Here is a 22623-nt window from a genome sequence, read left to right as displayed (position 1 = left end):
CTCGGTGGCTCGGTGGCTCGGTGGGGTTCAGAGCGCGATGCCCGAACGGACCACGCGTACGGGCTTCTTGAGGACCGTCACGTCGGACAGCGGGTCGCCGTCCACGAGGAGCACGTCGCCTGCGAAGCCGCGCGCGAGGCGGCCCGCGGTGCGGTCGAGGCCGAGCAGCTTCGCGGCGCCCGTGGTGGCCGTGCGGATCGCGTCGAGCGCGGAGAGCCCCGCCGCGTGCATCAGCTCCACCTCGCGGCCGATGGGCTTGATCTTCCCGCCGGACGAGTCCGTGCCCGCCGCGAGCGGCACACCCATCTCGTGCGCGGCGAGCACGGCCCGCTTCAGGACCGGCAGGTACTGGCGCCCGCGCTCCGCGAGCACCGGGTCCGACGAGTCGGCGAGCCCGGCGATCGCGGTGAGGGTCGGCGTGAAGTACGTTCCCCTGCGCCGCATCTCGTGCAGCGTGTGTTCGCCGACGAAGGCGCCGTGCTCAAGGGAGCGGATGCCCGCCATGACGGCGTCGTGGCAGCCCTTCTCGCTGTAGCTGTGGCAGAGCACGCCCTTGCCGCCGCGCCGGGCCGCCGCGACCACGGCGGACAACTGCTCGCGGTCGTACACCTGGGCCAGCGGATCCTGCTCGGGCAGGCCCGCCCGCTCGTTGACCCGGGTCTTGATGACGTCGGCGCCACGGGCGAGGTTGACCTCGACGACGCGGCGCAGCGCCTCGGGCGAGCGCACGCCGTCGCGCAGCCTGGCCAGCGGGGTCAGCTCCGGGTCGGCGAGGATCGTGTCGCCCAGGTCCGGCGAGACGAAGATTCCGGCGGCGCGAAGCCGGGGCGCCTGCTCGGGTGCCTCACGGGCCAACTGCCGTACGGCGATGTCCTGGTAGAAGTTGGTCGAGCCGCTGCGGGCGCTGGTCGCACCGAGCAGCACCGCGTCGCGCGCCTCGGCGGCGGTGTTGAGATGGATGTGCGCCTCGACGAGCCCCGGCAGGATCCAGCGCCCGTGCGCGTCGAGCACCTCGGCGCCTTCGGGCACATCGGCCCGGCCGCGCCTGCCCGCCGAGCGGACGACGCCGTCCACGATGACGACCACCGCGTCCTCGGTCACCTCACCGGTCGCGGGGTCGAGGAGCGTGCCGCCCTCGATGACCAGATCGCCACCGGCCTGACGGTGACCCTGCCCCTCGCGCGGGGCGGCGTTCGCCTGGGGCGCGGTGGCGGTCAGCACGGCCGTGGTCCCGGCGAGCGCGGCCGCACCCGCGAGGACACCACGCCGGGTGAGCCGGGAGGAGGGCGGAGGGATGGACTCGACGCACATGGGGCTGCTCCAGGACGGGTTGCGGAGGGAACGCGTCCGCAGTTTGTATACCAAGCCGGAGTGGCTCGCAAGGAGGGGTAAGGGAATGTGCGGGTTTGTACAGGGCGGAACTCGGAGTGATGGTGAGGTACGGGGTTTTTGGTATACAGCGGGTTCCGCTGTTAAGAAGTGCTCTCCTCGAAGAGCGACCGCAGCGCCACCACCTGGCTGTCCCGTACGTGCAGCAGCGTGCTCGCCGCCGCCGTCTCCTCGTCGCCCGACGCGATCTGCCGGTAGATGAGGTCGTGCTGGGCCCGCATGTGGTCGGGCTCGACGCGCATGCCGAACAGGAGCTGGAGCTGCCAGCTCAGCTGCTCCATCGTGCGGGCGAGGAGGGGATTGCCGGAGAGGGTCACGATGCCCTCGTGGAACGCCGTGTGCGCGGCGACCTCGCGCGGCCCGTCGTCCACGTCCGACGCCTGTTCCGCCTGGCCGAGTGTGGCCCGCAGCGCGGCGAGCCCCGGTGGCTCGTCCGGCGCGCTCGCTGCCACCCGGCGCGCGGAGAGCCGGGACGCCTGGACCGCGAGCGGCTCCCACACCTCGTACAAGTGCCGCACATCGGCGGGTTCCAGGCGGCGGACCCGCACCCCGCTGTGCGGGAGCAGCTCGAGCAGGCCCTCGGCGACCAGCGCGCGCATCGCCTCCCGCACGGGGACCCGCGACATCCGCAGCTCCTCGGCGACCTCGCGCTCCACCAGGCGCGCGCCCAGCGGATAGCGGCGGTCCACGATGCGCTGCCGGACGGCCTCGCGCGCCTGGGCGCTCAACGACACCCGTTCCGCACCGCCCGACGCCGTACTGTCCGCCACGTGCACCGTCCTCCGTTCGGCCTGCTTGCCTGCCGTGGAGGATACGGGGCATACAGGTCCTCGCGGTTCAGCTCTCGGCGTGCCGGTCCACGTACTCGAAGACCGTGCCGTCCGGGTGCATCGCGATGAGGTTGCGACCCGCCGGGGTCGCGATGGGGCCCGCGATGACCTTGGCGCCGGACGCGTTCAGGACGGCGTACGCCTCGTCGACGTTCTCCACGGCGATCGTCGCGGAGATCTTCCGGAGGATCTCGATCTCCTTCTCCGGCCCGCTCATCAACAGGAAGCAGCCGATCGCCGCGACCGACACGCCCTCACGCTCGAAACGCTGTGCGGGAGCGCCCGCGAGACGTTCGTAGAAGGCGACCGAGGACTCCAGGTCCTCGACGCAGATGCGCAGCGTGGTTCCCAGGATTTCCATACCGGCGAGCCTAGTTGGCCGGGCCCCTATCCGTGATCTTTTCCGGGGACTTCCGGGACTTCCACCCCGTGGCGGCGACCACATCGGCCGCGCGCTCCTCCAGGCGCCGGGCCATGAACGCGCTTCTGCGCAGCTGCTGTTCGAGCTCCGAGCCCAGCTCGCGGGTCGTCAGACGCTCCTCGACGCTGGCGTCCGACGCCGTGAGGAGTACGTGGACGATGCGCGGGCGGCGCAGGGCGCCGGTGAACAGCCGCTCCTCGCTCGCCAGGACGCTCGCCGTGTTCGTGTGGACGAGACGGTGGCAGCCGAGGTCCGTGTAGTTCGCCCAGAGCGCCGCGAGATTGCGCCCGGTGGTCCGGGAGCGGTCGGGGTCGCCGTCCGGCGCCGGATGGACCGCGTCCAGGGCGTCGCCCTCGATGTACGCGTGCCCCACGTCCGCCGCCCGCAGCAGCGCCGCGACCTCCAGGCCCACCGAGGACTTGCCGGCCCCTGACCGGCCCCCGATCCCGTGCTCCCTCACGCGACCCGGTATTCCTCGACCTCCTCCGTGCGCCGCAGCTCCAGACCGTGGCCGATGCCGCCGTCGGGTCGGACGACGCCGCCCGTCGGGTCGAGGGCGCCGTCGAAGAACATCGACTCGACCCGCACATGGTCGTGCAGCCACTCGATGTGCCGCAGATTCGGTACGCACGCGGCGACCGCGGCATGTGCGTGCGGGGCGCAGCGGGCCGAGACCTCGATCCCGTGCGCCTGCGCGAGTGCCGCCGCGCGCAGCCACTCGGTCAGGCCGCCGCAGCGGGTCGCGTCCAGCTGGAGGCAGTCCACGGAGGGGATCATCCGCGCGAAGTACGAGAGGTCGTAGCCGTACCCGCCGGCCGCCACGTCGCAGACCAGCGCGTCCCGCGCGAGGGCGAGCCCCCGCAGGTCGTCCGACGGCACCGGCTCCTCGAACCAGCCCACACCGTGCTCGGCGAGCGCCCGGCCCACCCGGATCGCCTGCTTGCGGGTGTAGCCGCCGCTCGCGTCGACGTACAACTCGGCCTGCGTGCCGATGACGTCACGCGCGGTGCGCACCCGCAGCACGTCGCGGGCCGCCGCCCGTCCCCAGGCCTCACCGATCTTGATCTTCACGCGGGGTATGCCCTGGCCGTGCACCCAGCCGTTGAGCTGGGCCGCCAGATGCGTGTCGTGGTACGTCGTGAAGCCCCCGCTCCCATAGACGGGGACCTCGTCGCGGGCCGCGCCCAGGAGACGTACGAGCGGGATCTCCAGAAGGCGTGCCTTCAGGTCCCACAGGGCGATGTCGATCGCCGACATGGCGCACGACGCCGCACCGGGGCGGCCGGTGTCGCGGATCGCCTTCGTCATCGCCGTGTGCGCGGCGGGGATGTCGAGCGCGTCCAGGCCCGTGACGGCAGGGACGAGCTGCTCGGCCATCAGCGGCACGGTGGCCGCGGGGGCGTAGGTCCAGCCCGTGCCCGTCGCGTCGCCCGCGGTCACCTCGACGATCACGATGCTCGTGCTCTCCCAGGCGAGGGTGCCGTCCGCCTCGGGGGCGTCAGCGGGCACCAGATAGGCGGACATGGCCGGGATTTCGATGGGCACTGCGTCCTTCATCGGAACCGTCCTGGATCGCGTGCGAGGGGTGGGAGATGGAGGTGGGGCCGCGGGGGAGGAGCGGCATCGGATCGCGCCCCGTTCACCTGCGACCACCTGCGGCGGCGCCCCGTACGGGTATCCCCGGGCCCGCCGGTCAAACGGCGTCCGCGCCGGTCCGGGCCGTCGGAATCCAGGGGGAGTTCGTTGGGGTTCGGCTGAGTTTGACGGCGGTTCGCCGGGGCAATCGGGAGGTCCCGCGTGCCAGGGTCGTTGGGAGGTCACGCACGGAAGGAACCGACGGCCGACGCGACCGGTGGACCGCCGGACGCGAGCCCGCACCCAAGGAGGCCCAGCCATGACAAGCAATGAACTCGCCCCGCTCGCAAGGCAGTTGCGGGTCGACTCCGTCCGGGCCGCGGATGCGGCGGGATCCGGGCACCCCACCTCCTCGATGTCCGCGGCCGACCTGATGGCGGTGCTCCTCGCGCGCCACCTGCACTACGACTTCGACCGGCCCGACCACCCCGGCAACGACCGCTTCATCCTCTCCAAGGGACACGCCTCTCCCCTCCTGTACGCGGCGTACAAGGCGGCGGGCGTGGTCACCGACAGCGAGCTGCTGACCTTCCGCAAGCAGGGCAGCCGCCTGGAAGGGCATCCGACGCCGCGCCGCGTTCCGTGGGTCGAGACCGCCACCGGCTCCCTCGGCCAGGGGCTCCCCGTCGGCGTCGGCATGGCCCTTTCGGGCAAGCGGCTCGAACGGATCCCCTACCGGGTCTGGGTGCTGTGCGGCGACAGCGAACTGGCGGAGGGCTCGGTGTGGGAGGCCGCCGAGCACGCGGGGTACGAGCACCTGGACAATCTGACCGCCATCGTCGACGTCAACCGCCTCGGACAGCGCGGCCCCACCCGCCACGCGTGGGATCTCGACGCCTACGCCCGCCGTCTGACCGCCTTCGGCTGGCACGTCGTCGAGATCGACGGCCACGACCTGGACGAGGCCGAGCGCGCCTTCGGGGAGGCACGCTCCACCACCGGGCGGCCCACCGCCATCCTGGCCCGCACCGTCAAGGGCAAGGGCGTCGCCTCCGTCGAGGACCGCGAGGGCATGCACGGCAAGCCGCTGCCGGACGCGGAAGCGGCGATCGAGGAGCTCGGCGGCGTACACGACGTACGTGTCGAGGTGCGCAAGCCCGCCGCCGCGCGGGCACTGCACGCGACGCGCAGCGGCCATCTGGAGCTGCCGCGCCACGAGGTCGGCGACTCCGTCGCCACCCGCACCGCCTATGGCCAGGCGCTCGCCGCGCTCGGCACCGCGCGCGGCGACGTCGTGGCCCTCGACGGGGAGGTCGGTGACTCGACGCGGACCGAGTACTTCGGCAAGGAGCACCCCGAGCGCTACTTCGAGTGCTACATCGCCGAACAGCAACTCGTCGCCGCCGCAGTGGGGTTGGCGGCCCGCGGCTGGGTCCCGTACGCGTCGACGTTCGCCGCCTTCCTCACCCGCGCCCACGACTTCATCCGCATGGCGGCGATCAGCGGCGCGGGCATCAACCTCGTGGGATCCCACGCGGGCGTCGCCATCGGCCAGGACGGTCCTTCCCAGATGGGCCTCGAAGACCTGGCGATGTTCCGCGCGGTGCACGGCTCGACGGTCCTGTATCCGTGCGACGCCCACCAGACGGGGCAGCTCGTCGCGCAGATGGCGGGCCTGGACGGCGTGCGGTACCTGCGTACGTCGCGTGGGGACACGCCCGTCATCTACGGGCCCGGCGAGGAGTTCCCCGTCGGCGGCTCCAAGGTCCTGCGTTCTTCCGACGCCGACCGGCTCACGCTCGTCGCGGCGGGCGTGACCCTGCACGAGGCGCTGACCGCCGCCGAGTTCCTGGACCGCGAGGGGATCCAGGTGCGGGTCATCGACCTGTACTCCGTCAAGCCCGTCGACCGCGCGACCCTGCGTGAGGCCGCCGCGCGCACCGGCTGCCTGCTCACCGTCGAGGACCATCGCCCGGAGGGCGGCATCGGCGACGCCGTGTTCGAGGCCTTCGGCGACGGGGGCCCGGTGCCGCGCCTGGTGCGGCTCGCGGTGAGGACGATGCCGGGCTCGGCGTCCCCCGACGAGCAACTGCACGCGGCCGGCATCGACGCCGAGTCCATCGCGACGGCGGCGCGGCTGCTCGTGGAGCAGGCGGTCGTACGGTAGGTCCGGTCAGTGCTGCTCGGGATCCGTGGAGCGCGCCCCGGACGTGGAGCGCGCTCTGAACGTGGGCCGCGCCACGAACGTGGGGCGCGTCCGGAACCATGCGTTGGCCGTGGGCAGGAACATCAGGACCATCGCCCCGAGCACCGCGCTCAGATGCAGCACGCGGCTCGCCCCGAGCAGCACGTCCACCGCCCCCAGATCCCGGAAGGCGTCCCCCAGGGTGTGCCCGTCGGCCAGCCACCGCACGGGCTCGATCACCAGGGACAGCGTGCCGATGACGCCGAGCCCCGCGGCGAGCGTCAGGCGGGCCCAGTTCCTGCCGCGGCGCAGTTGGACGGCGAGCAGGACGGCCGCCGAGAACACGGTCATCCGCAGCAGCAGGCCGCCCGCGATCTCCCCGGCGGAGGTGCCGTCTTCGGCGATGAGACGACCGACCATGAGCACCGTCTCGAAGAAGCCCGCCACGACCGCGGTGATCCAGAGCGCGAACGCGGCGTGGACGGGCGGGGGAGCGGCGGGTTCGCCACCGCCCGGCCGCTCCCTCACCGGGTCCCTTGCCGGGTCCCTCACCGGGTCCCTTGCCGGGTGTCCGGGATATCTCCGCGTTCCGTTCGCCATGGCGCGCCTCGCTCACTACGGTCCGACCTGAACCGTCTTGTCGAATCCTTCCGGCGTACGCGGCCCGGGGCACGCCTGTCGGCCCCCGTCCTCAGGTGTTGTCAGCACCCCTGTGCAGCATGAAAGGAACCCCACATGACCAGCGCACGAACGCTGCGGGCGGGACGCCGCACCGTAGAGCTGCACCGTCCCGACAAGGTTCTCTTCCCTGCCGAGAGTGAGGGCGGAGACGGAGACGGAGACGGAGGCGGAGGCGGCTCGGCGGGCTATACGAAGGGGGACCTCGCCGACTACTACCGGGCCGTCGCCCCGTTCATGCTGCCCCACCTGCGCGGCCGACCCCTGATGCTGGAGCGGCACCCGGACGGCGTCGGCGGGCCACGCTTCATGCAGAAGGACACCCCCGACCACTACCCGGACTGGATCACTCGCGCCGAGGTCGCCAAGGAGGGCGGCACCGTCACCCACACCGTGTGCGACGACACCGCCACGCTCCTCTACCTCGCCGACCAGGCCTGCCTCACCCTGCACCGCTGGACGTCCCGGGTCGGCGGCGTCGGCGGTGTCACCCATCCCGACCGGCTCGTCTTCGACCTCGACCCGGCCGAGGACGACTTCGGCCAGGTGCGCGAGGCGGCGCGGCTCGTGGGTGAACTGCTCGACCACATCGGCCTGCCGTCCGCCCTGATGACCACGGGCTCACGCGGCCTGCACGTCATCGTGCCGCTCAACGGTCGCCACGACTTCGACGACGTACGCGCCTTCGCCAAGGACGTCGCCGAGACCCTCGCGCGGGCCCGCCCCGAGCAGCTCACCACGGCCGCCCGCAAGAAGGACCGCGGCGACCGCCTCTACCTCGACGTGCAGCGCAACGCGTACGCGCAGACCGCCGTCGCCCCCTTCTCCGTCCGTGCCAAGCCAGGGGCCCCGGTCGCCGTGCCCGTCGCCTGGGAGGACCTCGACGACCCCGCGCTCGGGGCGCGGCGCTGGACCATCGCGGACGCGGTAGAGCAGGCCCGCACCAATCCCTGGGCGGGCCTGCTGCGCTCGGGGCGGGCACTGGGACCGGCGCGCCGCAAGCTGCGTGCGCTGAGCGGATGAGTACGGCTACCACCGCTCGACGGCTACCACCGGTACCAGCGGGACCTCGTTCCGGTCGCCGTCGTGCTGCGCATCAGGAACCCGACCAGCCAGACGACCAGCACGACGATGGCGACCCACCACAGGATCTTCAGGGCGAACCCCGCGCCGAAGAGCAGCAGGGCCAGCAGAAGGACGAGCAGAACAGGAACCATAGTGTCTTACCTCCTGCTGCCCCGGGTATCCCCAACCAGCCGCTCTACGCAGGGATGTGAGGACCTGTGAGTGACGCCACGCGTCACCTCCCGCAAGCGCGGTACGTCACTTCCGGCAGAGGATCTCTCCGTGCAGCACGGCGAACCAGCCGTCGTCGCGCTCTCCCCACTCCCGCCACGCGTCGGCGATCGCCCGCAGCTCACCGGCGTCGGCGTGCCCGCCGTCCACCGCGCGTCCGGCGTACGCGGAGGCGACCGTGCGGTCCGCCCAGAGCCCGCTCCACCAGGCGCGCTCCTGCGCCGAGCTGTAGCACCAGGTGCTCGCGCTCGCGGTGACGTCGTCGAAACCGGCCTCCAGCGCCCAGGACTTGAGGCGGGGGCCCGCGTCCGGCTCGCCGCCGTTGGCGCGGGCCACCCGCCGGTACAGGTCCAGCCAGCCGTCCATGGCGGGGGAGTTCGGGTACCAGCTCATCGCCGAGTAGTCCGCGTCCCGGGCGGCTACGATGCCGCCCGGCGCGCAGACGCGCCGCATCTCGCTCAGGGCGCGCACCGGGTCGCCGACGTGCTGGAGCACCTGATGCGCGTGCACCACGCAGAAGGAGTCGTCCGGGTAGTCCAGGGCGTGCACGTCGGCGACGGCGAACTCCACGTTCTCAAGGCCCCGTTCGGCCGCCGTCGCGCGGGCGCGGTCCAGGATGCCGGGCGCGTGGTCGACGCCCGTGACATGTCCCTCGGGGACGAGCTCGGCCAGGTCGGCGGTGATCGTGCCGGGGCCGCAGCCGATGTCCAGGATCCGCATGTGCGGCTTGAGCGAATCTACGAGGTAGGCGGCCGAGTTGGCGGCGGTCCGCCAGGTGTGGGAGCGCAGGACGGACTCGTGGTGTCCGTGCGTGTAGACGGCGGTCTCCTCCGGCATGACGGGAACTCCTTCACGTTCGCTGCCGCTCGCTGCGGTGGATCGAACGGTACGCCGCCATGTCGAATAATGAGACCCATGTATCACTATGTGGTCACCGGCCAAGTGGGAACGGCCGGTACACGGTCAGCGACTCGGGCAGCTTGTCGATGAGCAGCCCGTCGTGGACGACGGTCACCTCACCGTCGTACGCCACCACGGTCCCCGGCTCCAGGCCGTCCACCCGCAGCCTGGAAAGCCGCGCGGCGGCCTGCGCCGGTGAGCGCCTGAGCGGCCCCGCGAGCGCCGCGGCGAGCAGCCGCGCGCCGGGCCTGCGGCCACCGTGCACGAGGCGTACGTCGAGCAGTCCGTCGGCCAGATCCAGCCTGCGGCCGGGCGTGAACCCGAGCCGGTGATACGTGCAGTTGCCCGCGAAGAGCAGCCACAACGCCCTTTGCCTGCCACCGAATTCGGCGCTCAGGGGCTGCCGCTCGGAGCGGAGAAGGCGGGTGGCGGCGAGGACGGCGGCGGCCCGGCTGCCGACGCGGTGGGCCCAGTGGTCGCGCAGCCGCACGAGCTCGGGGTAGACGCCGAGGCTGAAGGTGTTGAGGAAGTAGCCCCGCGAACCGCTGTCGGTGCAAAAACGCCCGACGTCGACGGCGACCGCGTCCCCCGCCTCGACGGCCCGGCAGAGATCACGCGGCTCCTCGACCCCGATGTCGTACGCGAAGTGGTTGAGCGTGCCGCCCGGCAGGACCGCGAGCGGCAGCCGGTGACGCAGGGCGACGGGCACCGCCGCGTTCGCGGTGCCGTCCCCGCCGCACACGCCGAGCACCCGTGCCCGCGCGGCGGCCTTCTCCAACTCCACCTCCAGATACTCCGGTCGGCACTCCACGACCTCGGCGAGCGGCAGTGCCTCCCGTAACGCATCCGTACGTTCGGGGGCGCGGGCGGCGGAGTTGACCACGAGCACCAGGCCCTTGCCGCCGGGCAGGGCGGGGGCGTCGACGCGGGGCCTGCCCGGCGGCGGCAGCAGATCGCGGGTCGGCACCAGGCCACGCACCGCGAAGGCCGCGCCCGCACCGAGCGCCGCCCCCGCGAGGACGTCGCTCGGGAAGTGCACACCGGTATAGACCCGGGACAGCGCGACGGCGCCGGCGACCGGCGCGACGCCCGCACCCCAGCGCCGCGACTCCAGCGCCACCCCGGTGGCGAAGGCGGCAGCCGACGCGGAGTGCCCCGAGGGGAAGGAGGTGGTGATCGGCTGCCGCTTCAGCTGGCGCATCAGCGGCACCCCGTCGAGCAGCGGCCTGGCCCGGCGCACCGAGCGCTTGCCGAGGGTGTTGACTGCGGCGGACGCGAGCGAGAGCGACATGGTCCCGCGCAGCGCGGCACGCCGTGCGCGGGGCGTACGGGTCGAGGCGATCCCGGCGGCCACGCCGAACCATAGGAGACCGTGGTTCGCGCTGCGGCTGAGGCGGGGCAGGAGCCGGTCGGCGCCCGGCCAGTGCCGGGTGGCGACCGCGTCGAAGGTGCGGTGGTCCAGGGCGATGAGGCGGGTTCGCAGAGGCATGGGGCGCGGGTACCCCGGAGGGCGATTCACTCTCCCTCGTCGCCGGAAGCGTCGGAAAACCGTCGGGAAACCGTCGGAATGCGACCCTGAACCGCGGGCCGGGACAGCGGGCCCAGGAAGTGGCCCGGGACGGGGGAGACGAAACGCATTTGCAGCAACGTGCACCCCCCACAGACAATCTCCGCATGGGACATCTGGAAGCCGCGCACATCGAGTACTACCTGCCGGACGGCCGAGCCCTGCTCGGTGATGTCTCCTTCCGTGTCGGCGAGGGTTCGATCGTCGCCCTGGTCGGGGCGAACGGCGCGGGCAAGACGACCCTGCTCCGCCTCATCTCGGGCGAGATCCAGCCGCACGGCGGCTCCGTCACCGTCAGCGGCGGCCTCGGCGTCATGCCGCAGTTCGTGGGCTCCGTGCGCGACGAGACGACCGTGCGCGACCTGCTCGTCTCCGTGTCGAACCCCCGTATCCGCGAGACCGCGAAGGCCGTGGACGTCGCCGAACACCTGATCATGACCGTCGACGACGAGGCCGCCCAGCTCCAGTACGCCCAGGCGCTCTCCGACTGGGCCGAGGCACACGGCTACGAGGCCGAGACGCTCTGGGACATGTGCACCACCGCCGCGCTCGGCATCCCGTACGACAAGGCGCAGTTCCGCGAGGTCCGCACCCTCTCCGGCGGTGAGCAGAAGCGCCTGGTGCTCGAAGCCCTGCTGCGCGGCGGAGACGAGGTGCTGCTCCTCGACGAGCCGGACAACTATCTCGACGTGCCCGGAAAGCGCTGGCTGGAGGAGCGGCTCGGGGAGACCCGCAAGACCGTCCTCTTCGTGTCCCACGACCGCGAGCTCCTCGCCCGCGCCGCCGAGAAGATCGTCAGCGTCGAGCCGGGGCCCGCGGGCGCCGACGCCTGGGTGCACGGCGGCGGCTTCTCCACCTTCCACGAGGCCCGGCGCGAGCGGTTCGCGCGCTTCGAGGAGCTGCGCAGGCGCTGGGACGAGAAGCACGCCCAGCTGAAGAAGCTCGTGCTGAGCCTGCGGCAGGCCGCATCGATCAGCCATGAGCTCGCCTCGCGGTACGCAGCCGCGCAGACCCGCCTGCGTAAGTTCGAGGAGGCGGGACCGCCGCCCGAGCCGCCGCGCGAGCAGGACATCACCATGCGGCTGCACGGCGGGCGCACCGGCATCCGGGCCATCACCTGCAAGGGTCTTGAGCTGACCGGCCTCATGAAGCCCTTCGACCTGGAGGTCTTCTACGGCGAGCGCGTCGCCGTCCTCGGCTCGAACGGCTCCGGAAAGTCGCACTTCCTGCGTCTCCTCGCCGGCGGCGACGTCTCGCACAGCGGCGACTGGAAGCTCGGCGCGCGCGTCGTGGCGGGACACTTCGCGCAGACCCACGCCCACCCGGAGCTTTTTGGCCGCACGCTCCTCGACATCCTGTGGCGCGAGCACGCCCAGGCCAAGGGGCCCGCCATGTCACGCCTTCGCCGGTACGAGCTCACCGGCCAGGCCGAGCAGCGTTTCGAGCGGCTCTCGGGCGGCCAGCAGGCGCGCTTCCAGATCCTGCTCCTGGAGCTGGAGGGCTCCACGGCGCTGCTGCTCGACGAGCCCACCGACAACCTCGACCTGGAGTCGGCCGAGGCGCTCCAAGAGGGTCTCGAGGCGTACGAGGGAACTGTGCTCGCCGTGACGCACGACCGCTGGTTCGCACGCTCCTTCGACCGCTACCTCGTCTTCGGCAGCGACGGCCTCGTGCGCGAGACGCAGGAGCCGGTGTGGGACGAGCGGCGGGTGGAGCGCAAGCGGTAGCGGCTCTGTCGGCTTCTGCCGCCTTCCGCTTTCCGCCTTCCGGAAGAACCGCAAGCGGTAGCGCCTGCCGCCTCCAGGAGGACAATGGCGGGTATGGCAGACACGACTGGTACAGCGGGCCCGTCCGACCCGGCGGGCCACCCGCTTCTCGCCCGGCACTCGGCCGCCCTCGAACTGTTCACCGACCGCGTGCACGCGGTCGGGGCCGACCAGTGGGACGCGTCGACGCCGTGCACCGACTGGTCCGTGCACGACCTCGTCAACCACCTCACCACCGAGCAGCTCTGGGTGCCCTCGCTCGTCCGCGACGGCGCCACCATGGAATCCGTCGGCGACGCCTTCGACGGCGACATGCTCGGCCCCGACCCGGTCGCCTCCTGGGACACGGCGGCCGCCGCATCGCGCGAGGCGTTCCGCGAGCCGGGCGCCATCGACCGCACGGTCCACCTCTCCTTCGGCGACAGCGCGGCGGAGTTCTACCTCGGGCAGATGATCACCGACCTCGTCGTGCACGCCTGGGATCTGTCCCGGGCGATCGGCGCGGACGAAAAGCTTCCGGATGATCTCGTTACCTTCTCCCTGCGGGAAACCAAGCCGTACGCTGCGGACTTGGCGAAGAGCGGGGTCTTCGCCCCCGCGGTGGAACCACCACAGGGCGCCGACGCGCAGACGGAGCTGCTGAATCTGCTGGGGCGCCGGGTGTAGCCGCGGGGCAGAGCGAGTGAGGTCGGGGGAGCGGGTGAGTCACGCGTGAGCGGCGAGGCGTCGAGGACGTTCTTCAGGACGGCGGACGTGGACGCGGCACGGCAGATGATCACTGCCGCGTTCTACAGCAACTTCATGGATGTCATCGGCGGTCCTGGCGACTTCCGGGCCGAGTTCGTCATCGGGCAGCTCGGCGCGCTCACCGTCGGCGAGCTGAGCTGCGGCGCCGATGTGCGGATCCGGGTCGGCGAACTGGGCGCGTACCACGTGAACATCCCGCTCGGCGGGCAGATGCACTTCCGGCAGGGCGGCGGCGCGCGCACCGTCGCGACGGCGGAGCGGGCCGGGGTGTTCCAGCCCGTCGGTGACACGGTGGTGGAGCGCTGGACGGGCGACTGCCGGATCCTTGCGGTGAAGATCGACCGCGACACGCTCGACCAGCGCCTGGAGCAGCTCATCGGGCGGCCCGTCCGGGCCCCGCTGACGCTCGCCCCCGAACTCGACACCACCCGTGGTCCGGGCCGGAGTTGGGCCCGGCTCGTCGCGACGGTGATGGAGGACCTGCGCGAGGAGCCCGGCGCGTCGCAGGCCGAGCCGTCGCTCTGTACGTCACCGCTGGTCGCCGCGCCCCTCCAGGAGGCGATCCTGAACGGGCTGCTGCTCGCCGTCGAGCATCCCTACCGTGACGAACTCGCCGCCCCGGCACAGAGGCTGCGCCCGGCGCCGGTGAAACGCGCGATGGACGCCGTCGAGGAGCGGCCCGAGCATCCGTTCACGCCCGCCGGGCTCGCCGCCGAGGCGCGGGTCGGGGTGCGCTGGCTCCAGGAGGCCTTCCGGCGCTACGTGGGGATGTCACCCATGGCGTACGTACGGGATGTACGGCTGACCCGCGTGCGCGACGAACTGCGGACGGCGGAGCCCGGCGAGGTCAGTGTGAGTGAGGTGGCGCACCGGTGGGGCTTCAGCCATCTGGGGAGGTTCGCCGAGCAGTACCACGCCCGGTTCGGGGAGCTGCCGTCCCAGACGCTGCGGAGCTGAACGGCCACGGCTGAACCGCCGTCGAGCTGAATCGCCTTCGAGTTGAACCGTCGCCAAGCTGAACCGTGCGCTATGCGGACACTGGCCGCGCTCAGCGGATCGTGACCGCCCGGTGGCTGATTTATCGTTTCACTTGTCACCGGTTGGGCCGGTCGCTGCCCACGGGTCCTCAACCCGCCCCAGGGCGCGGCCGTGACGGACCACCGGGGATGTTCCGGCCCGGCCTCAGGCCGGGCCGGGCCCGCGCCGCGGGTCCGGTCGCTCCCCCCTGCACCACCTGTGCAACCGGACCCGCTCCCTCCGGACCGGGCCAGGACCCCGCCCGGCCCGAGGGCCGGGTCCGCGGAGTGAACTGGAGTGCGAACAGCGGCGACGGGCCGTACCCGTCCGGCTCAGGCCGACGCGGCGAGATCCCCGAGGGTCACCATCCCCACCGGCTGTCCGTTCTCGACGACCGGCAGCCTGCGCACGGCGTACTCGAGCATCAGACTGACGGCCGACGCCACGGCGTCATCCGGGGCGACCATCACCGGGTTCGGGGTACAGACGGCCTGCGCGCTGACGGTGAGGGGATCGGCGCCGTCGGCGACGGCGCGCAGCGTGATGTCCCGGTCGGTGAGCACACCGATCACCCGGCCCGCCGTGGCCACCAGAACATGGCCGATGTCCTGCGCGCGCATCAGCTGAGCCGCTTCGACCAGCGAGGCATCGGGGCCTACCGCCACGACGCCCGGTGTCATGACGTCCCTTACGACAACAGCCATGATGGGGGCCTTTCACTGCGGGGGTGACTGGTCTCGCCGCAGTACCCGTGTGGGACCGGTCCATGCGGGTTCGTCCGGAGGAATGTGAGGCGACCGATGCGGTGCCTGGTCGCGGCCCGTGTTTGTCCCCAGGGCCTCGGGGCAGGCGAAGTGGACAGTGCTTCGGAACGGAGGCACGTCCGTGGGTGCGGCTTGTGCTCGCCCCGGGTGTGCCCCGTCGCGATCTCGCGCGCATCCCACGGTGACTCTTCAACCCAAGGCACCCACAAGGGAGTTGCGAGGCATCATGCGATCCGACGCGCGACAGACGAAGCGCCATCCGCACGACGACGCCCCCGACACCGCAGCCGCCTTCCGCAGGCTCACCGAGATGCCGCACGGTCCCGAGCGTGACGCACTGCGACAGGAGTTGGTCAAGGCCTGGCTGCCGATGGCCGAGCGGCTCGCGGGTCGGTTCCGCAACCGCGGCGAAGCGCTTGACGACTTGCGTCAGGTCGCGGCCCTCGGTCTGGTCAAGGCCGTCGACCGGTACGACCCCGAGCGCGGAAGCGCCTTCGAGAGCTACGCCGTGCCGACCGTCACCGGTGAGATCAAGCGTCACTTCCGTGATCACATGTGGAGCCTCCATGTGCCGCGCCGTGTACAGGACTTGCGCAACCGGGTCCGGTTCGCCCGCCAGGAGCTGACGCAGACCGTCCCCGGGCGCGCACCGACCCTCGCCGAGATCGCCGAGAAGGCGCAGCTGTCCCAGGAGGACGCGACCGCCGGACTCGAGGCGCTCGAAAGCTTCACCGCGCTCTCCCTGGACGCCGAACTCCCGGGCAGCGAGGACGGATACGCGCTGCGGGACGCACTCGGCGCGCCCGACCCCGCGCTCGATGTCGTCATCGACCGCGAGGCCGTCAAGCCGCGCATCGCGGCGCTGCCCGAGCGGGAACGCGACATCCTCTACATGCGGTTCTTCGGCGACATGACGCAGGGCCGCATCGCCGAGCAGCTCGGCATCTCCCAGATGCACGTCTCCCGCCTGATCAGCCGCTGCTGCGACCGCCTTCGCGACCAGGTCATGCAGGACGCCGCCTAGTCGCCGCCGGGGACCCGGGTGCCCGTCCGGCGGGTCATGGCCAGCGCGATGTGACGTGACATCACGTCGACCGCCTGCGCCTCGGCCATCGAGAAGGCGAGCCGCGCACCACTCCTGAACAGCGTGAGGACACCCTCCACCGGCCCGTCCGAGCGCGCCCTCAGCGGCACGCAGAGCAGGGACGTCACCTGCGCGCGTACGAGGACGGGGGCGCCGGACGAGTCGGAACCGAAGGCCTCCGGGTCCTCCGGACGGACCTGGAGCATGGGGGCCCCGCCGCGTGCCGCCTCGGCGACGAGGGGACACGCGGCGGGTGCCTGCGCGAGGACCTCGTCGACCGGCGCGTCCTGCGGTCCCAGGACGGTCGTACGCCGCTGTCGCGCGGCGCCCTCGTCGGCTATCACCCAGTCCGCGAACCGCGGGTGCAGGACGCCGGCCGCCCGTTCGAGTACGGCCGCGCGGTCCCCGGCGGGAGCGGTGAGCAGGGCGGTGGTCATGGCGTCCGCGAGGTCGAGGCGGGCCGCGTGCCGGGTCGTCTCGACGAGGTCGGGGGCGGGAGCCGGCGCCTCGTGCGGCGCTGTCCGGGAGCCTGTGGGCTGCGTGCCTGGCTGAGCGCCGGGGTGCGCGCCGGGTTGCAGCACCACCAGGACCGCCGTGCGCGGCTCCGTCCCCGGCCGCAGCGCGGTGAGCGTCGCGCGGACCGGGAGGCGCGGATCGCGCTGGAGGTGGACGGTGAGGCTGCGGTCGCCGTCGCCGCGGGCGACCGCCGCGGTCTGCGAGCGGAACGCGACCCGGTCCGCGTGCAGCAGGAATCCGGTGAGCGGCCTGCCGGTCGCGTATCCGGCGCGTACGCCCGTGAAGCCCGTCGCCGCGAAGTTCATCCGCCGGACCACCGACTCCCGGTCGATCAGGGCGACGGGCAGGGGGAGACGCTGGAAGAGGGCCCGCAGCAGCCGCTGCTCGTCCCGGTCGGGTACTCCGCCGCCCAGGTGGCCGTCCGCGGCGAGCTGTTCATAGAGGGGCATCAACCGGCTCGTGACATGGTCGAGTTCGAAAATCGCCGCGTCAAGGACCGTGCCGAGATCGTCCGTCGGTACGGAGCGGGCTGATTTCAACTCGGTGACGCGGCGCATGAAATCCGCAATGTCTTCACCGAACTCCTCCGTTTTGGCCATGTGTTGAACGTATCCGTTGCGACCGTTTTTCGTGGGGCCTCAAGGGAAGGCGGAGGGGAGACTCACGGAGAATGAAGAGGGAAGAAGAGCGAAGAAGGAGAAGGAGAAGGAGGAGGAAAACACCATGCCCCTCTTACCGGAACCGGACCTGGCAGGACCGGAGTCGGCCATGCCGGGACGCAGGCTCTCCGAACTGGCCGAACAGGCCGTGCGCTGCACCACCGCGTGCTGCGGCGCGGGGACGACCGTGTCGGAGGGCGGCAGCGAGCGCCCCGCGTCGGTGACCCACCCCGACCTGGCCGGTCTCGTCTCCGTCCAGTTGAGTTCGGGCGAGGGACCCATACCGGCCGCGCACGAGCGGGGCGGGCCGGTGGAGAGCGGTGACCTGCTGCGTGACGAACGGTGGCCCGAGTACCGCGCCGTCGCGCTCGACTCCGGCGTACGCTCCAGCGTCACGCTCCCCTTCCAGTGCGCCGGGCTCACGGTGACCCTGACCCTGTTCAGCTTCCGCCCCGACACCCTGGACGACGTCAGGCACGGCCCCGCCCAGGCGCTCGGCGACCTCGCCACGACCGGCCTGGTCCGCGACCGCCGCTACCGCGCGGCCCTCACCGAACTTGACCACCTCGGTACGGCCCTGCGCACCCGCCCCGTGGTCGACCAGGCCTGCGGCATCATCATGCATGTCCTGACCTGCGACGCGGACAAGGCCTTCACGATGCTGCGCCGCATCTCCCAGACCACGAACCGCAAGCTGGCCGATGTCGCGGCGGCGGTCGTGGAGAAGCGGGGGAAGGGCCTTGAGCGCGAGCTCGCGGGGCTCGCAGCCGACGGGGGAAACCACTCGGCCGGAGGCTCCCGCGCGCGCTGAGCGGCCCACCGCGTTTCGATGGGTTCATGCGGACGGAATCCGAAGGCCGTGGGCCTGTCCGGTACGGACCTCCCCTGCCGGAGGCGGGCCTGCCTGTCCTGCCCGAGCTGTCCGCCGTGCTCGCCGGCGCCGCGGGCCGCGCCCACGCCGAACCGCCCGGCGGCAGCCCCGCCCTCCTGGACGCCGCGAGCGGCTACTGGGCCCGGCGCGGCCTCCCGGTGGAGCGCGGCCAGGTCGTGGCCGCGTCGGGGGCCGCGCCTCTGCTGCTCGCGCTGACCGCCGCGCTCGGCGGCGGTGACGTCCTGCTGCCGCGTCCCTGCCCGGCCTGGTGGGCGCCGCAGGTACGGCTGCTCGGCCGGTCGGTGTACCACGTGCCCACGCCCGCCGAATGCGGCGGCGTCCCCGATCCGTACGCCCTCCTGGAGACCGTCCGCCGCATCCGCGCCGAGGGAGGCACCCCGCGCCTCCTCGTGCTCTCCGTCGCCGACGACCCCACCGCCACCGTGCCGCCGCCGGACGTGCTGCACGAAGCGGTGGAGGCGGCGGCGGACGAGGGGCTGCACATCGTCAGCGACGAGACCTGGCGCGACACCCTGCACCGGCCGCACGACACCTTGCTCATCGGGCCCGCCGAGATGGCCCCCGAACGGGTCACGGTGCTTACCGACCTCTCCGGAGCCTTCCTGCCGCCGGGCTGGCCCGCCGCGGTCGCCCGGTTCCCTCCCGACGCGCGGGGCGCCGCGCTGCGGGCCCGCACCCTGGACGTCCTCACCGCGCTCGGCGCGTGCGTGGCGGCGCCGGTCGGGGCGGTGGCGTCGTACGCCCTGGGCGAGCCTGACGAGGTGACCGGCCGCCTCGCCCGTGCGACGGCCCTGCACGCACGCGTGGCCGCCGCGGCGCACCGTGTGGTACTCGCTGCGGGCGCGCTGGCCCGGCCCCCACGGGCGGGCCGCCATTTCTACGTGGACCTCGACCCGCTCCGCCCGGCCCTCGCCGCGCGCGGCGTCGGCGACTCGCAGGACCTGGAGGACTTCCTCGGCGAACGCCTCGCCATGCCCGCGCCCGGCGGCCACCGTTTCGGCGACGAACTGGGGGCACTGCGCGTACGCCTGTCCACCGGACCATTCCTCGGCTCAACCCGCGAGGAGCGCCTGACGTCTCTCACCGCACCGGACGCACTGGAACTGCCGCACGTGGAAAGGGCGTTGAGCATGCTCGGATCAGCTTTCGGCGATCTCCGCACAGCGGCACAGCGAATGGAGCCTCCTCGGTGACGCAACAGACGGAGACGCAGGCGCCGCAGGCGCAGCAGGACGGCCGTACGGAGCGGGACGGCCAGGCGGAGCAGGGAGAGCAGGACACCGTGCCCGCGGAGGCGAGAGCTACGGACGCCGGGTCCGCAGGCGCCAGATCCACGCACGCCGTGCGCAGCCTCCCGACCCCCGACTCCCCCGCCCCGCTCGATCGGGACCGACCGACCCCAAGCCCCCTCGCCCCACCCCGCACCCCCGGCACCCCCCGCCTCTGGCCGAAGTCGTTCGCCGATCGGCTCACCGCGCCGTTGCCCGGGCTGCGTGCCTTCGCGCGGTTCGCGCGGGAGGGGGCCCTGCGGCCCGCTCCCGAGGGCCTCGCCGACATCCAGCGGCTGCCGTTCGAGCCGGGGCCGCTGCCGAGCGTGGACGCCCGCACCGTGGCCGTCACCTGGGTCGGGCACGCGAGCTGGGTCGTACGGATCGGCGGGCTCACCGTGCTCACCGATCCCGTCTGGTCCCGCAAGATCCTCGGCACCCCGGCCCGTGTCACGCCCCCCGGGGTGGCCTGGAGCGCGCTGCCGCGCGTCGACGCGGTCGTCATCAGCCACAACCACTACGACCACCTGGACGCCCCGACCCTCGCCCGCCTCCCCAGGGACACCCCCGTGTTCGTGCCCGCCGGGCTCGGCCGGTGGTTCACGCGCCGCCGGTTCAGCCGGGTTGCCGAGCTGGACTGGTGGGAGGCGGCCGAACTCGCCGGGGTGCGCTTCGACTTCGTGCCCGCCCATCACTGGTCCAAGCGGAGTCTCGTCGACACCTGCCGGACGCTGTGGGGCGGGTGGGTCATCACCGATGGAGAGGGGCAGCGCGTCTACTTCGCGGGCGACACCGGATACGGCCACTGGTTCGAGCGCATCGGCGCCCGCTATCCCGGCATCGACCTCGCGCTCCTGCCCATCGGCGCCTACCACCCGAGATGGTGGCTCAGCGACGTCCACTGCGATCCGGAGGAGGCGGTGCGGGCGGCGGCCGACGTCGGGGCGCGCCGCCTCGCCCCGATGCACTGGGGGACGTTCCTGCTGTCGGGCGAGCCCGTCCTCGAACCGCTGACCCGGGTGCGCGGGGCATGGGAGAAGGCGGGACTGCCCCGCGAGGACCTGTGGGACCTTCCGGTCGGCGCATCCCGGGTGCTCGGCGAGGAGCCCTAGGGCGCGACCCGCCGGACCTTGCGCCACAGCATCGGCGCCGTGCTGACAAGCACCGTCAGACCGACCGCCACCACCACGCCCTCCCACGGCTCGTCGAAGAGCGAGCCGCCGAGAATGCCGATCAGCTGGTACGTCAGGGCCCAGGCGAGGCACGCGGGCACGTCCCCGCGGGCGAACTCGCGCAGCGGCATCTTCGCCATCAGGCAGGCCAGCATCACCGGAATGCGCCCGGCGGGGACGAGCCGGGAGAGGACGAGCACCATGACGCCGTGTTCCGCGAGCTTCCTCTGCGCCTGCGCGAGACGCTCCTCGGGCGCGCGGTCACGGATCGCCGCGAGCCAGCGCGAGCCGTTCTTCGAGTGCATTCCGCGCCGGCCGAGCCAGTACAGCGCGATGTCCCCGAGGAACGCGGCGAGCGAGGACACCCCGAACACCACGAGCAGCGTGAGGGGCGCCGTCTGGTGCAGGGCGACCACCGCGGCCGAGCTGACAAGGGCGCCCGTGGGCACCACGGGCACAAGGGCGCCCACCAGGATGAGCAGGAACAACGACGGATAGCCGACCGCCTGCTGCGTCGACTCCGGCGTCACCTGCGCCGTCAGGGAGAGGATCACTGGGGCTCACCTCTGGAGGTCTCGGGACGCACGCTCTCGCCGTGCCCCAGGCGGTGCACCGCCACGTCGGGCGCGAGCCGCGCCGCCTGGCGCACGAACTCCTCGCCCGGAGCATGGAATTCATGCGGCCGTACGGCGTCCATGCCGATCGGCCAGTACGTCCCGTAGTGCACCGGCACCGCGCTGCGCGGCGTGATCCTCGCCAGGGCGACCGCCGCGCGCCCCGCGTCGAGGTGACCATGGCCGAGATACGGGCCCCAGCCGCCCACCGGAAGGAGCGCCACATCGACGTCCCCGACCTCCTCGGCCATCGAGTCGAAGAGCCCGGTGTCCCCGGCGAAGTACGTCCGCGCCTCACCCCGCACCACGAAGCCCAGGGCGGGCGTCCCGTGCGGTCCGACGGGCAGCCGCCGCCCGTCGTGCCGCGCCGTCACCACACGTACGACGAGGTCGCCGACCCGCACCTCGTCCCCCGGCACCACTTCGACGAGATGCAGATGGGAGAGCCTGCGCGCGAGCCCCGGCACATGCCGGCGCGAGCCGCGCGGGAGCAGCACACGGGTACCGGGGGCGATCCGCGCCAGGGAGGGCAGATGCAGATGATCGGCGTGCAGATGGGAGAGGAGCACGGCGTCGGCCACGGCGGCCTCGGGCGGGGGGAGCGCGCCTCTGCGCCGGCGCAGATGGGCGAGGCGAGGGGCGAAAAGCGGGTCGGTGAGCACCCTCACCCCCGAATCCTCGACCGTGCAGGTGGCATGACCCCACCAGGTGATCTCCACCGGCACTCCGGTTCCTCCTTCGCGCGACTGTTTACGAGCCTACGGCCAGGAGTAGGGTCTTCGGCTGACGCCAGTGGTGAGGACGCCAGAGGTGAGGGAGACGCGATGGGAGATGCCACGAGCGTGAGAGTGGTGCGGGTCGCGGCGATCGCCAGCCTGACACCCCTTGAGGAACTGGAAGCCGACCCCTTCCTGGTGGATTCCCGCAGCCAGCACGCGATGTGCACGCGGTGGGCCGCCGCCCGGGGGTACGTCGTCGTCCGTGAGCTCGTCGTCCGCGGGCTGCCCGCCGACCACGCCGTGCTCTGGGCCGACGTGGACGAGGGACTCGTGGACCTCTTCGTCGTGCCGAGCCGCCGGGTCCTCGACCGGGCGCTGCGCTCGCCGGACGAGTTCACCGCGGAGTGCGTGCGGCGCGGCGTGCGGATCGAGACGGCGGGCCTCGCGGAACCGTCGTACGACGCGGTGATGAAGGCCCATGTCCACCGGCGGCTCTCCATGCCGACAGCCGGGTACGACGGCCGCTGACCCGGCCCCGCCCACCGGCCCCTTCCCCCTGTGACA

At 72.5% G+C, this 22623-nt stretch carries 23 protein-coding genes; 10 read left to right on the top strand and 13 right to left on the bottom strand.

Annotation, left to right across the window (positions count from 1 at the left end; translation table 11 throughout):
- Positions 1–27: 27 nt before the first annotated feature.
- From ACWFRJ_RS12525 to ACWFRJ_RS12505, 5 genes are all read right to left on the bottom strand, one after another.
- Entirely contained in the window at positions 28–1311 is a 1284-nt protein-coding gene (locus tag ACWFRJ_RS12525; RefSeq protein WP_453528065.1) for an amidohydrolase family protein, read from the bottom strand.
- A gap of 161 nt (positions 1312–1472) precedes the next feature.
- Positions 1473–2159, bottom strand: a complete 687-nt coding sequence (locus ACWFRJ_RS12520) for a GntR family transcriptional regulator (RefSeq protein ID WP_453528062.1) — start codon at positions 2157–2159, stop codon at positions 1473–1475.
- Between the two features lie 67 nt (positions 2160–2226).
- The gene (locus ACWFRJ_RS12515) at positions 2227–2580 is read right to left on the bottom strand and encodes a VOC family protein (protein ID WP_453528059.1); all 354 of its coding nucleotides are present in this window, start codon (positions 2578–2580) and stop codon (positions 2227–2229) included.
- A 10-nt stretch (positions 2581–2590) separates the two neighbouring features.
- On the bottom strand, positions 2591–3100 hold the full coding sequence (locus ACWFRJ_RS12510; RefSeq protein WP_453528056.1) for a hypothetical protein: 510 nt from the start codon (positions 3098–3100) through the stop codon (positions 2591–2593).
- Entirely contained in the window at positions 3097–4197 is a 1101-nt protein-coding gene (locus ACWFRJ_RS12505; RefSeq protein WP_453528053.1) for an enolase C-terminal domain-like protein, read from the bottom strand. Before ACWFRJ_RS12505 ends, ACWFRJ_RS12510 begins: the two co-directional genes overlap by 4 nt.
- A gap of 337 nt (positions 4198–4534) precedes the next feature.
- Between ACWFRJ_RS12505 and ACWFRJ_RS12500 the strand changes: the two genes are divergently transcribed.
- Positions 4535–6382 carry a transketolase gene (locus ACWFRJ_RS12500; RefSeq protein ID WP_453528050.1) on the top strand — a complete coding sequence of 616 codons (1848 nt, stop codon included), beginning with the start codon at positions 4535–4537 and terminating at the stop codon, positions 6380–6382.
- 6 nt (positions 6383–6388) lie between these two features.
- Here the strand turns inward: ACWFRJ_RS12500 and ACWFRJ_RS12495 are convergent, their stop codons facing one another.
- Positions 6389–6928, bottom strand: a complete 540-nt coding sequence (locus ACWFRJ_RS12495; RefSeq protein ID WP_453528047.1) for a hypothetical protein — start codon at positions 6926–6928, stop codon at positions 6389–6391.
- A 207-nt stretch (positions 6929–7135) separates the two neighbouring features.
- Between ACWFRJ_RS12495 and ligD the strand changes: the two genes are divergently transcribed.
- A complete protein-coding gene (ligD, locus tag ACWFRJ_RS12490; RefSeq protein WP_453528045.1) occupies positions 7136–8101 on the top strand; it encodes a non-homologous end-joining DNA ligase in 966 nt (321 codons plus the stop codon).
- 23 nt (positions 8102–8124) lie between these two features.
- Here ligD and ACWFRJ_RS12485 read toward each other — a convergent pair whose 3' ends face one another.
- The 3 genes from ACWFRJ_RS12485 to ACWFRJ_RS12475 form a co-directional block, all read right to left on the bottom strand.
- Positions 8125–8295 (bottom strand): hydrophobic protein, encoded by a 171-nt coding sequence (locus tag ACWFRJ_RS12485; protein WP_453528042.1) that lies wholly within the window; start codon positions 8293–8295, stop codon positions 8125–8127.
- Between the two features lie 106 nt (positions 8296–8401).
- On the bottom strand, positions 8402–9211 hold the full coding sequence (locus ACWFRJ_RS12480) for a class I SAM-dependent methyltransferase (protein WP_453528039.1): 810 nt from the start codon (positions 9209–9211) through the stop codon (positions 8402–8404).
- 94 nt (positions 9212–9305) lie between these two features.
- Entirely contained in the window at positions 9306–10763 is a 1458-nt protein-coding gene (locus ACWFRJ_RS12475; protein ID WP_453528036.1) for a phosphatase PAP2 family protein, read from the bottom strand.
- Positions 10764–10948: 185 nt separating this feature from the next.
- Between ACWFRJ_RS12475 and ACWFRJ_RS12470 the strand changes: the two genes are divergently transcribed.
- The 3 genes from ACWFRJ_RS12470 to ACWFRJ_RS12460 all read left to right on the top strand — a co-directional run bounded on the left by ACWFRJ_RS12470 (position 10949) and on the right by ACWFRJ_RS12460 (position 14311).
- On the top strand, positions 10949–12568 hold the full coding sequence (locus ACWFRJ_RS12470; protein ID WP_453528033.1) for an ABC-F family ATP-binding cassette domain-containing protein: 1620 nt from the start codon (positions 10949–10951) through the stop codon (positions 12566–12568).
- Positions 12569–12661: 93 nt separating this feature from the next.
- Positions 12662–13273 (top strand): TIGR03086 family metal-binding protein, encoded by a 612-nt coding sequence (locus ACWFRJ_RS12465; RefSeq protein WP_453528030.1) that lies wholly within the window; start codon positions 12662–12664, stop codon positions 13271–13273.
- A 45-nt stretch (positions 13274–13318) separates the two neighbouring features.
- Complete coding sequence (locus tag ACWFRJ_RS12460; protein WP_453528027.1) at positions 13319–14311, top strand: AraC family transcriptional regulator; 993 nt, start codon at positions 13319–13321, stop codon at positions 14309–14311.
- A gap of 392 nt (positions 14312–14703) precedes the next feature.
- On the opposite strand, the gene ACWFRJ_RS12455 is transcribed toward ACWFRJ_RS12460, so the two are convergent.
- Entirely contained in the window at positions 14704–15075 is a 372-nt protein-coding gene (locus tag ACWFRJ_RS12455) for a CBS domain-containing protein (protein WP_453528024.1), read from the bottom strand.
- Positions 15076–15361: 286 nt separating this feature from the next.
- On the opposite strand from ACWFRJ_RS12455, the gene ACWFRJ_RS12450 reads away from it, so the two are divergent.
- Complete coding sequence (locus ACWFRJ_RS12450; RefSeq protein WP_453528021.1) at positions 15362–16159, top strand: RNA polymerase sigma factor SigF; 798 nt, start codon at positions 15362–15364, stop codon at positions 16157–16159.
- On the opposite strand, the gene ACWFRJ_RS12445 is transcribed toward ACWFRJ_RS12450, so the two are convergent.
- The gene (locus tag ACWFRJ_RS12445) at positions 16156–17334 is read right to left on the bottom strand and encodes a PAS domain-containing protein (RefSeq protein ID WP_453528018.1); all 1179 of its coding nucleotides are present in this window, start codon (positions 17332–17334) and stop codon (positions 16156–16158) included. The two genes, ACWFRJ_RS12450 and ACWFRJ_RS12445, sit on opposite strands and share 4 nt — an antisense overlap.
- A gap of 124 nt (positions 17335–17458) precedes the next feature.
- On the opposite strand from ACWFRJ_RS12445, the gene ACWFRJ_RS12440 reads away from it, so the two are divergent.
- The 3 genes from ACWFRJ_RS12440 to ACWFRJ_RS12430 all read left to right on the top strand — a co-directional run bounded on the left by ACWFRJ_RS12440 (position 17459) and on the right by ACWFRJ_RS12430 (position 20666).
- Positions 17459–18205, top strand: a complete 747-nt coding sequence (locus ACWFRJ_RS12440) for an ANTAR domain-containing response regulator (RefSeq protein ID WP_453528015.1) — start codon at positions 17459–17461, stop codon at positions 18203–18205.
- Positions 18206–18231: 26 nt separating this feature from the next.
- On the top strand, positions 18232–19479 hold the full coding sequence (locus tag ACWFRJ_RS12435) for an aminotransferase class I/II-fold pyridoxal phosphate-dependent enzyme (protein WP_453528012.1): 1248 nt from the start codon (positions 18232–18234) through the stop codon (positions 19477–19479).
- Positions 19480–19628: 149 nt separating this feature from the next.
- Positions 19629–20666 carry an MBL fold metallo-hydrolase gene (locus ACWFRJ_RS12430; protein WP_453529598.1) on the top strand — a complete coding sequence of 346 codons (1038 nt, stop codon included), beginning with the start codon at positions 19629–19631 and terminating at the stop codon, positions 20664–20666.
- Here ACWFRJ_RS12430 and ACWFRJ_RS12425 read toward each other — a convergent pair.
- Entirely contained in the window at positions 20663–21280 is a 618-nt protein-coding gene (locus ACWFRJ_RS12425) for a DedA family protein (RefSeq protein WP_453528009.1), read from the bottom strand. The genes ACWFRJ_RS12430 and ACWFRJ_RS12425 overlap by 4 nt on opposite strands.
- A complete protein-coding gene (locus ACWFRJ_RS12420) occupies positions 21277–22065 on the bottom strand; it encodes an MBL fold metallo-hydrolase (RefSeq protein ID WP_453528006.1) in 789 nt (262 codons plus the stop codon). The genes ACWFRJ_RS12425 and ACWFRJ_RS12420 overlap by 4 nt, the downstream gene beginning before the upstream one ends.
- A 117-nt stretch (positions 22066–22182) precedes the next feature.
- Between ACWFRJ_RS12420 and ACWFRJ_RS12415 the strand changes: the two genes are divergently transcribed.
- Positions 22183–22587 (top strand): hypothetical protein, encoded by a 405-nt coding sequence (locus ACWFRJ_RS12415; RefSeq protein ID WP_453529595.1) that lies wholly within the window; start codon positions 22183–22185, stop codon positions 22585–22587.
- Positions 22588–22623: the final 36 nt, after the last annotated feature.

This window comes from Streptomyces sp. NPDC055239 (assembly GCF_053606205.1).
The sequence above is the reverse complement of the archived record's forward strand: the minus strand, read 5'-3'. Positions and strand labels throughout refer to the sequence as shown.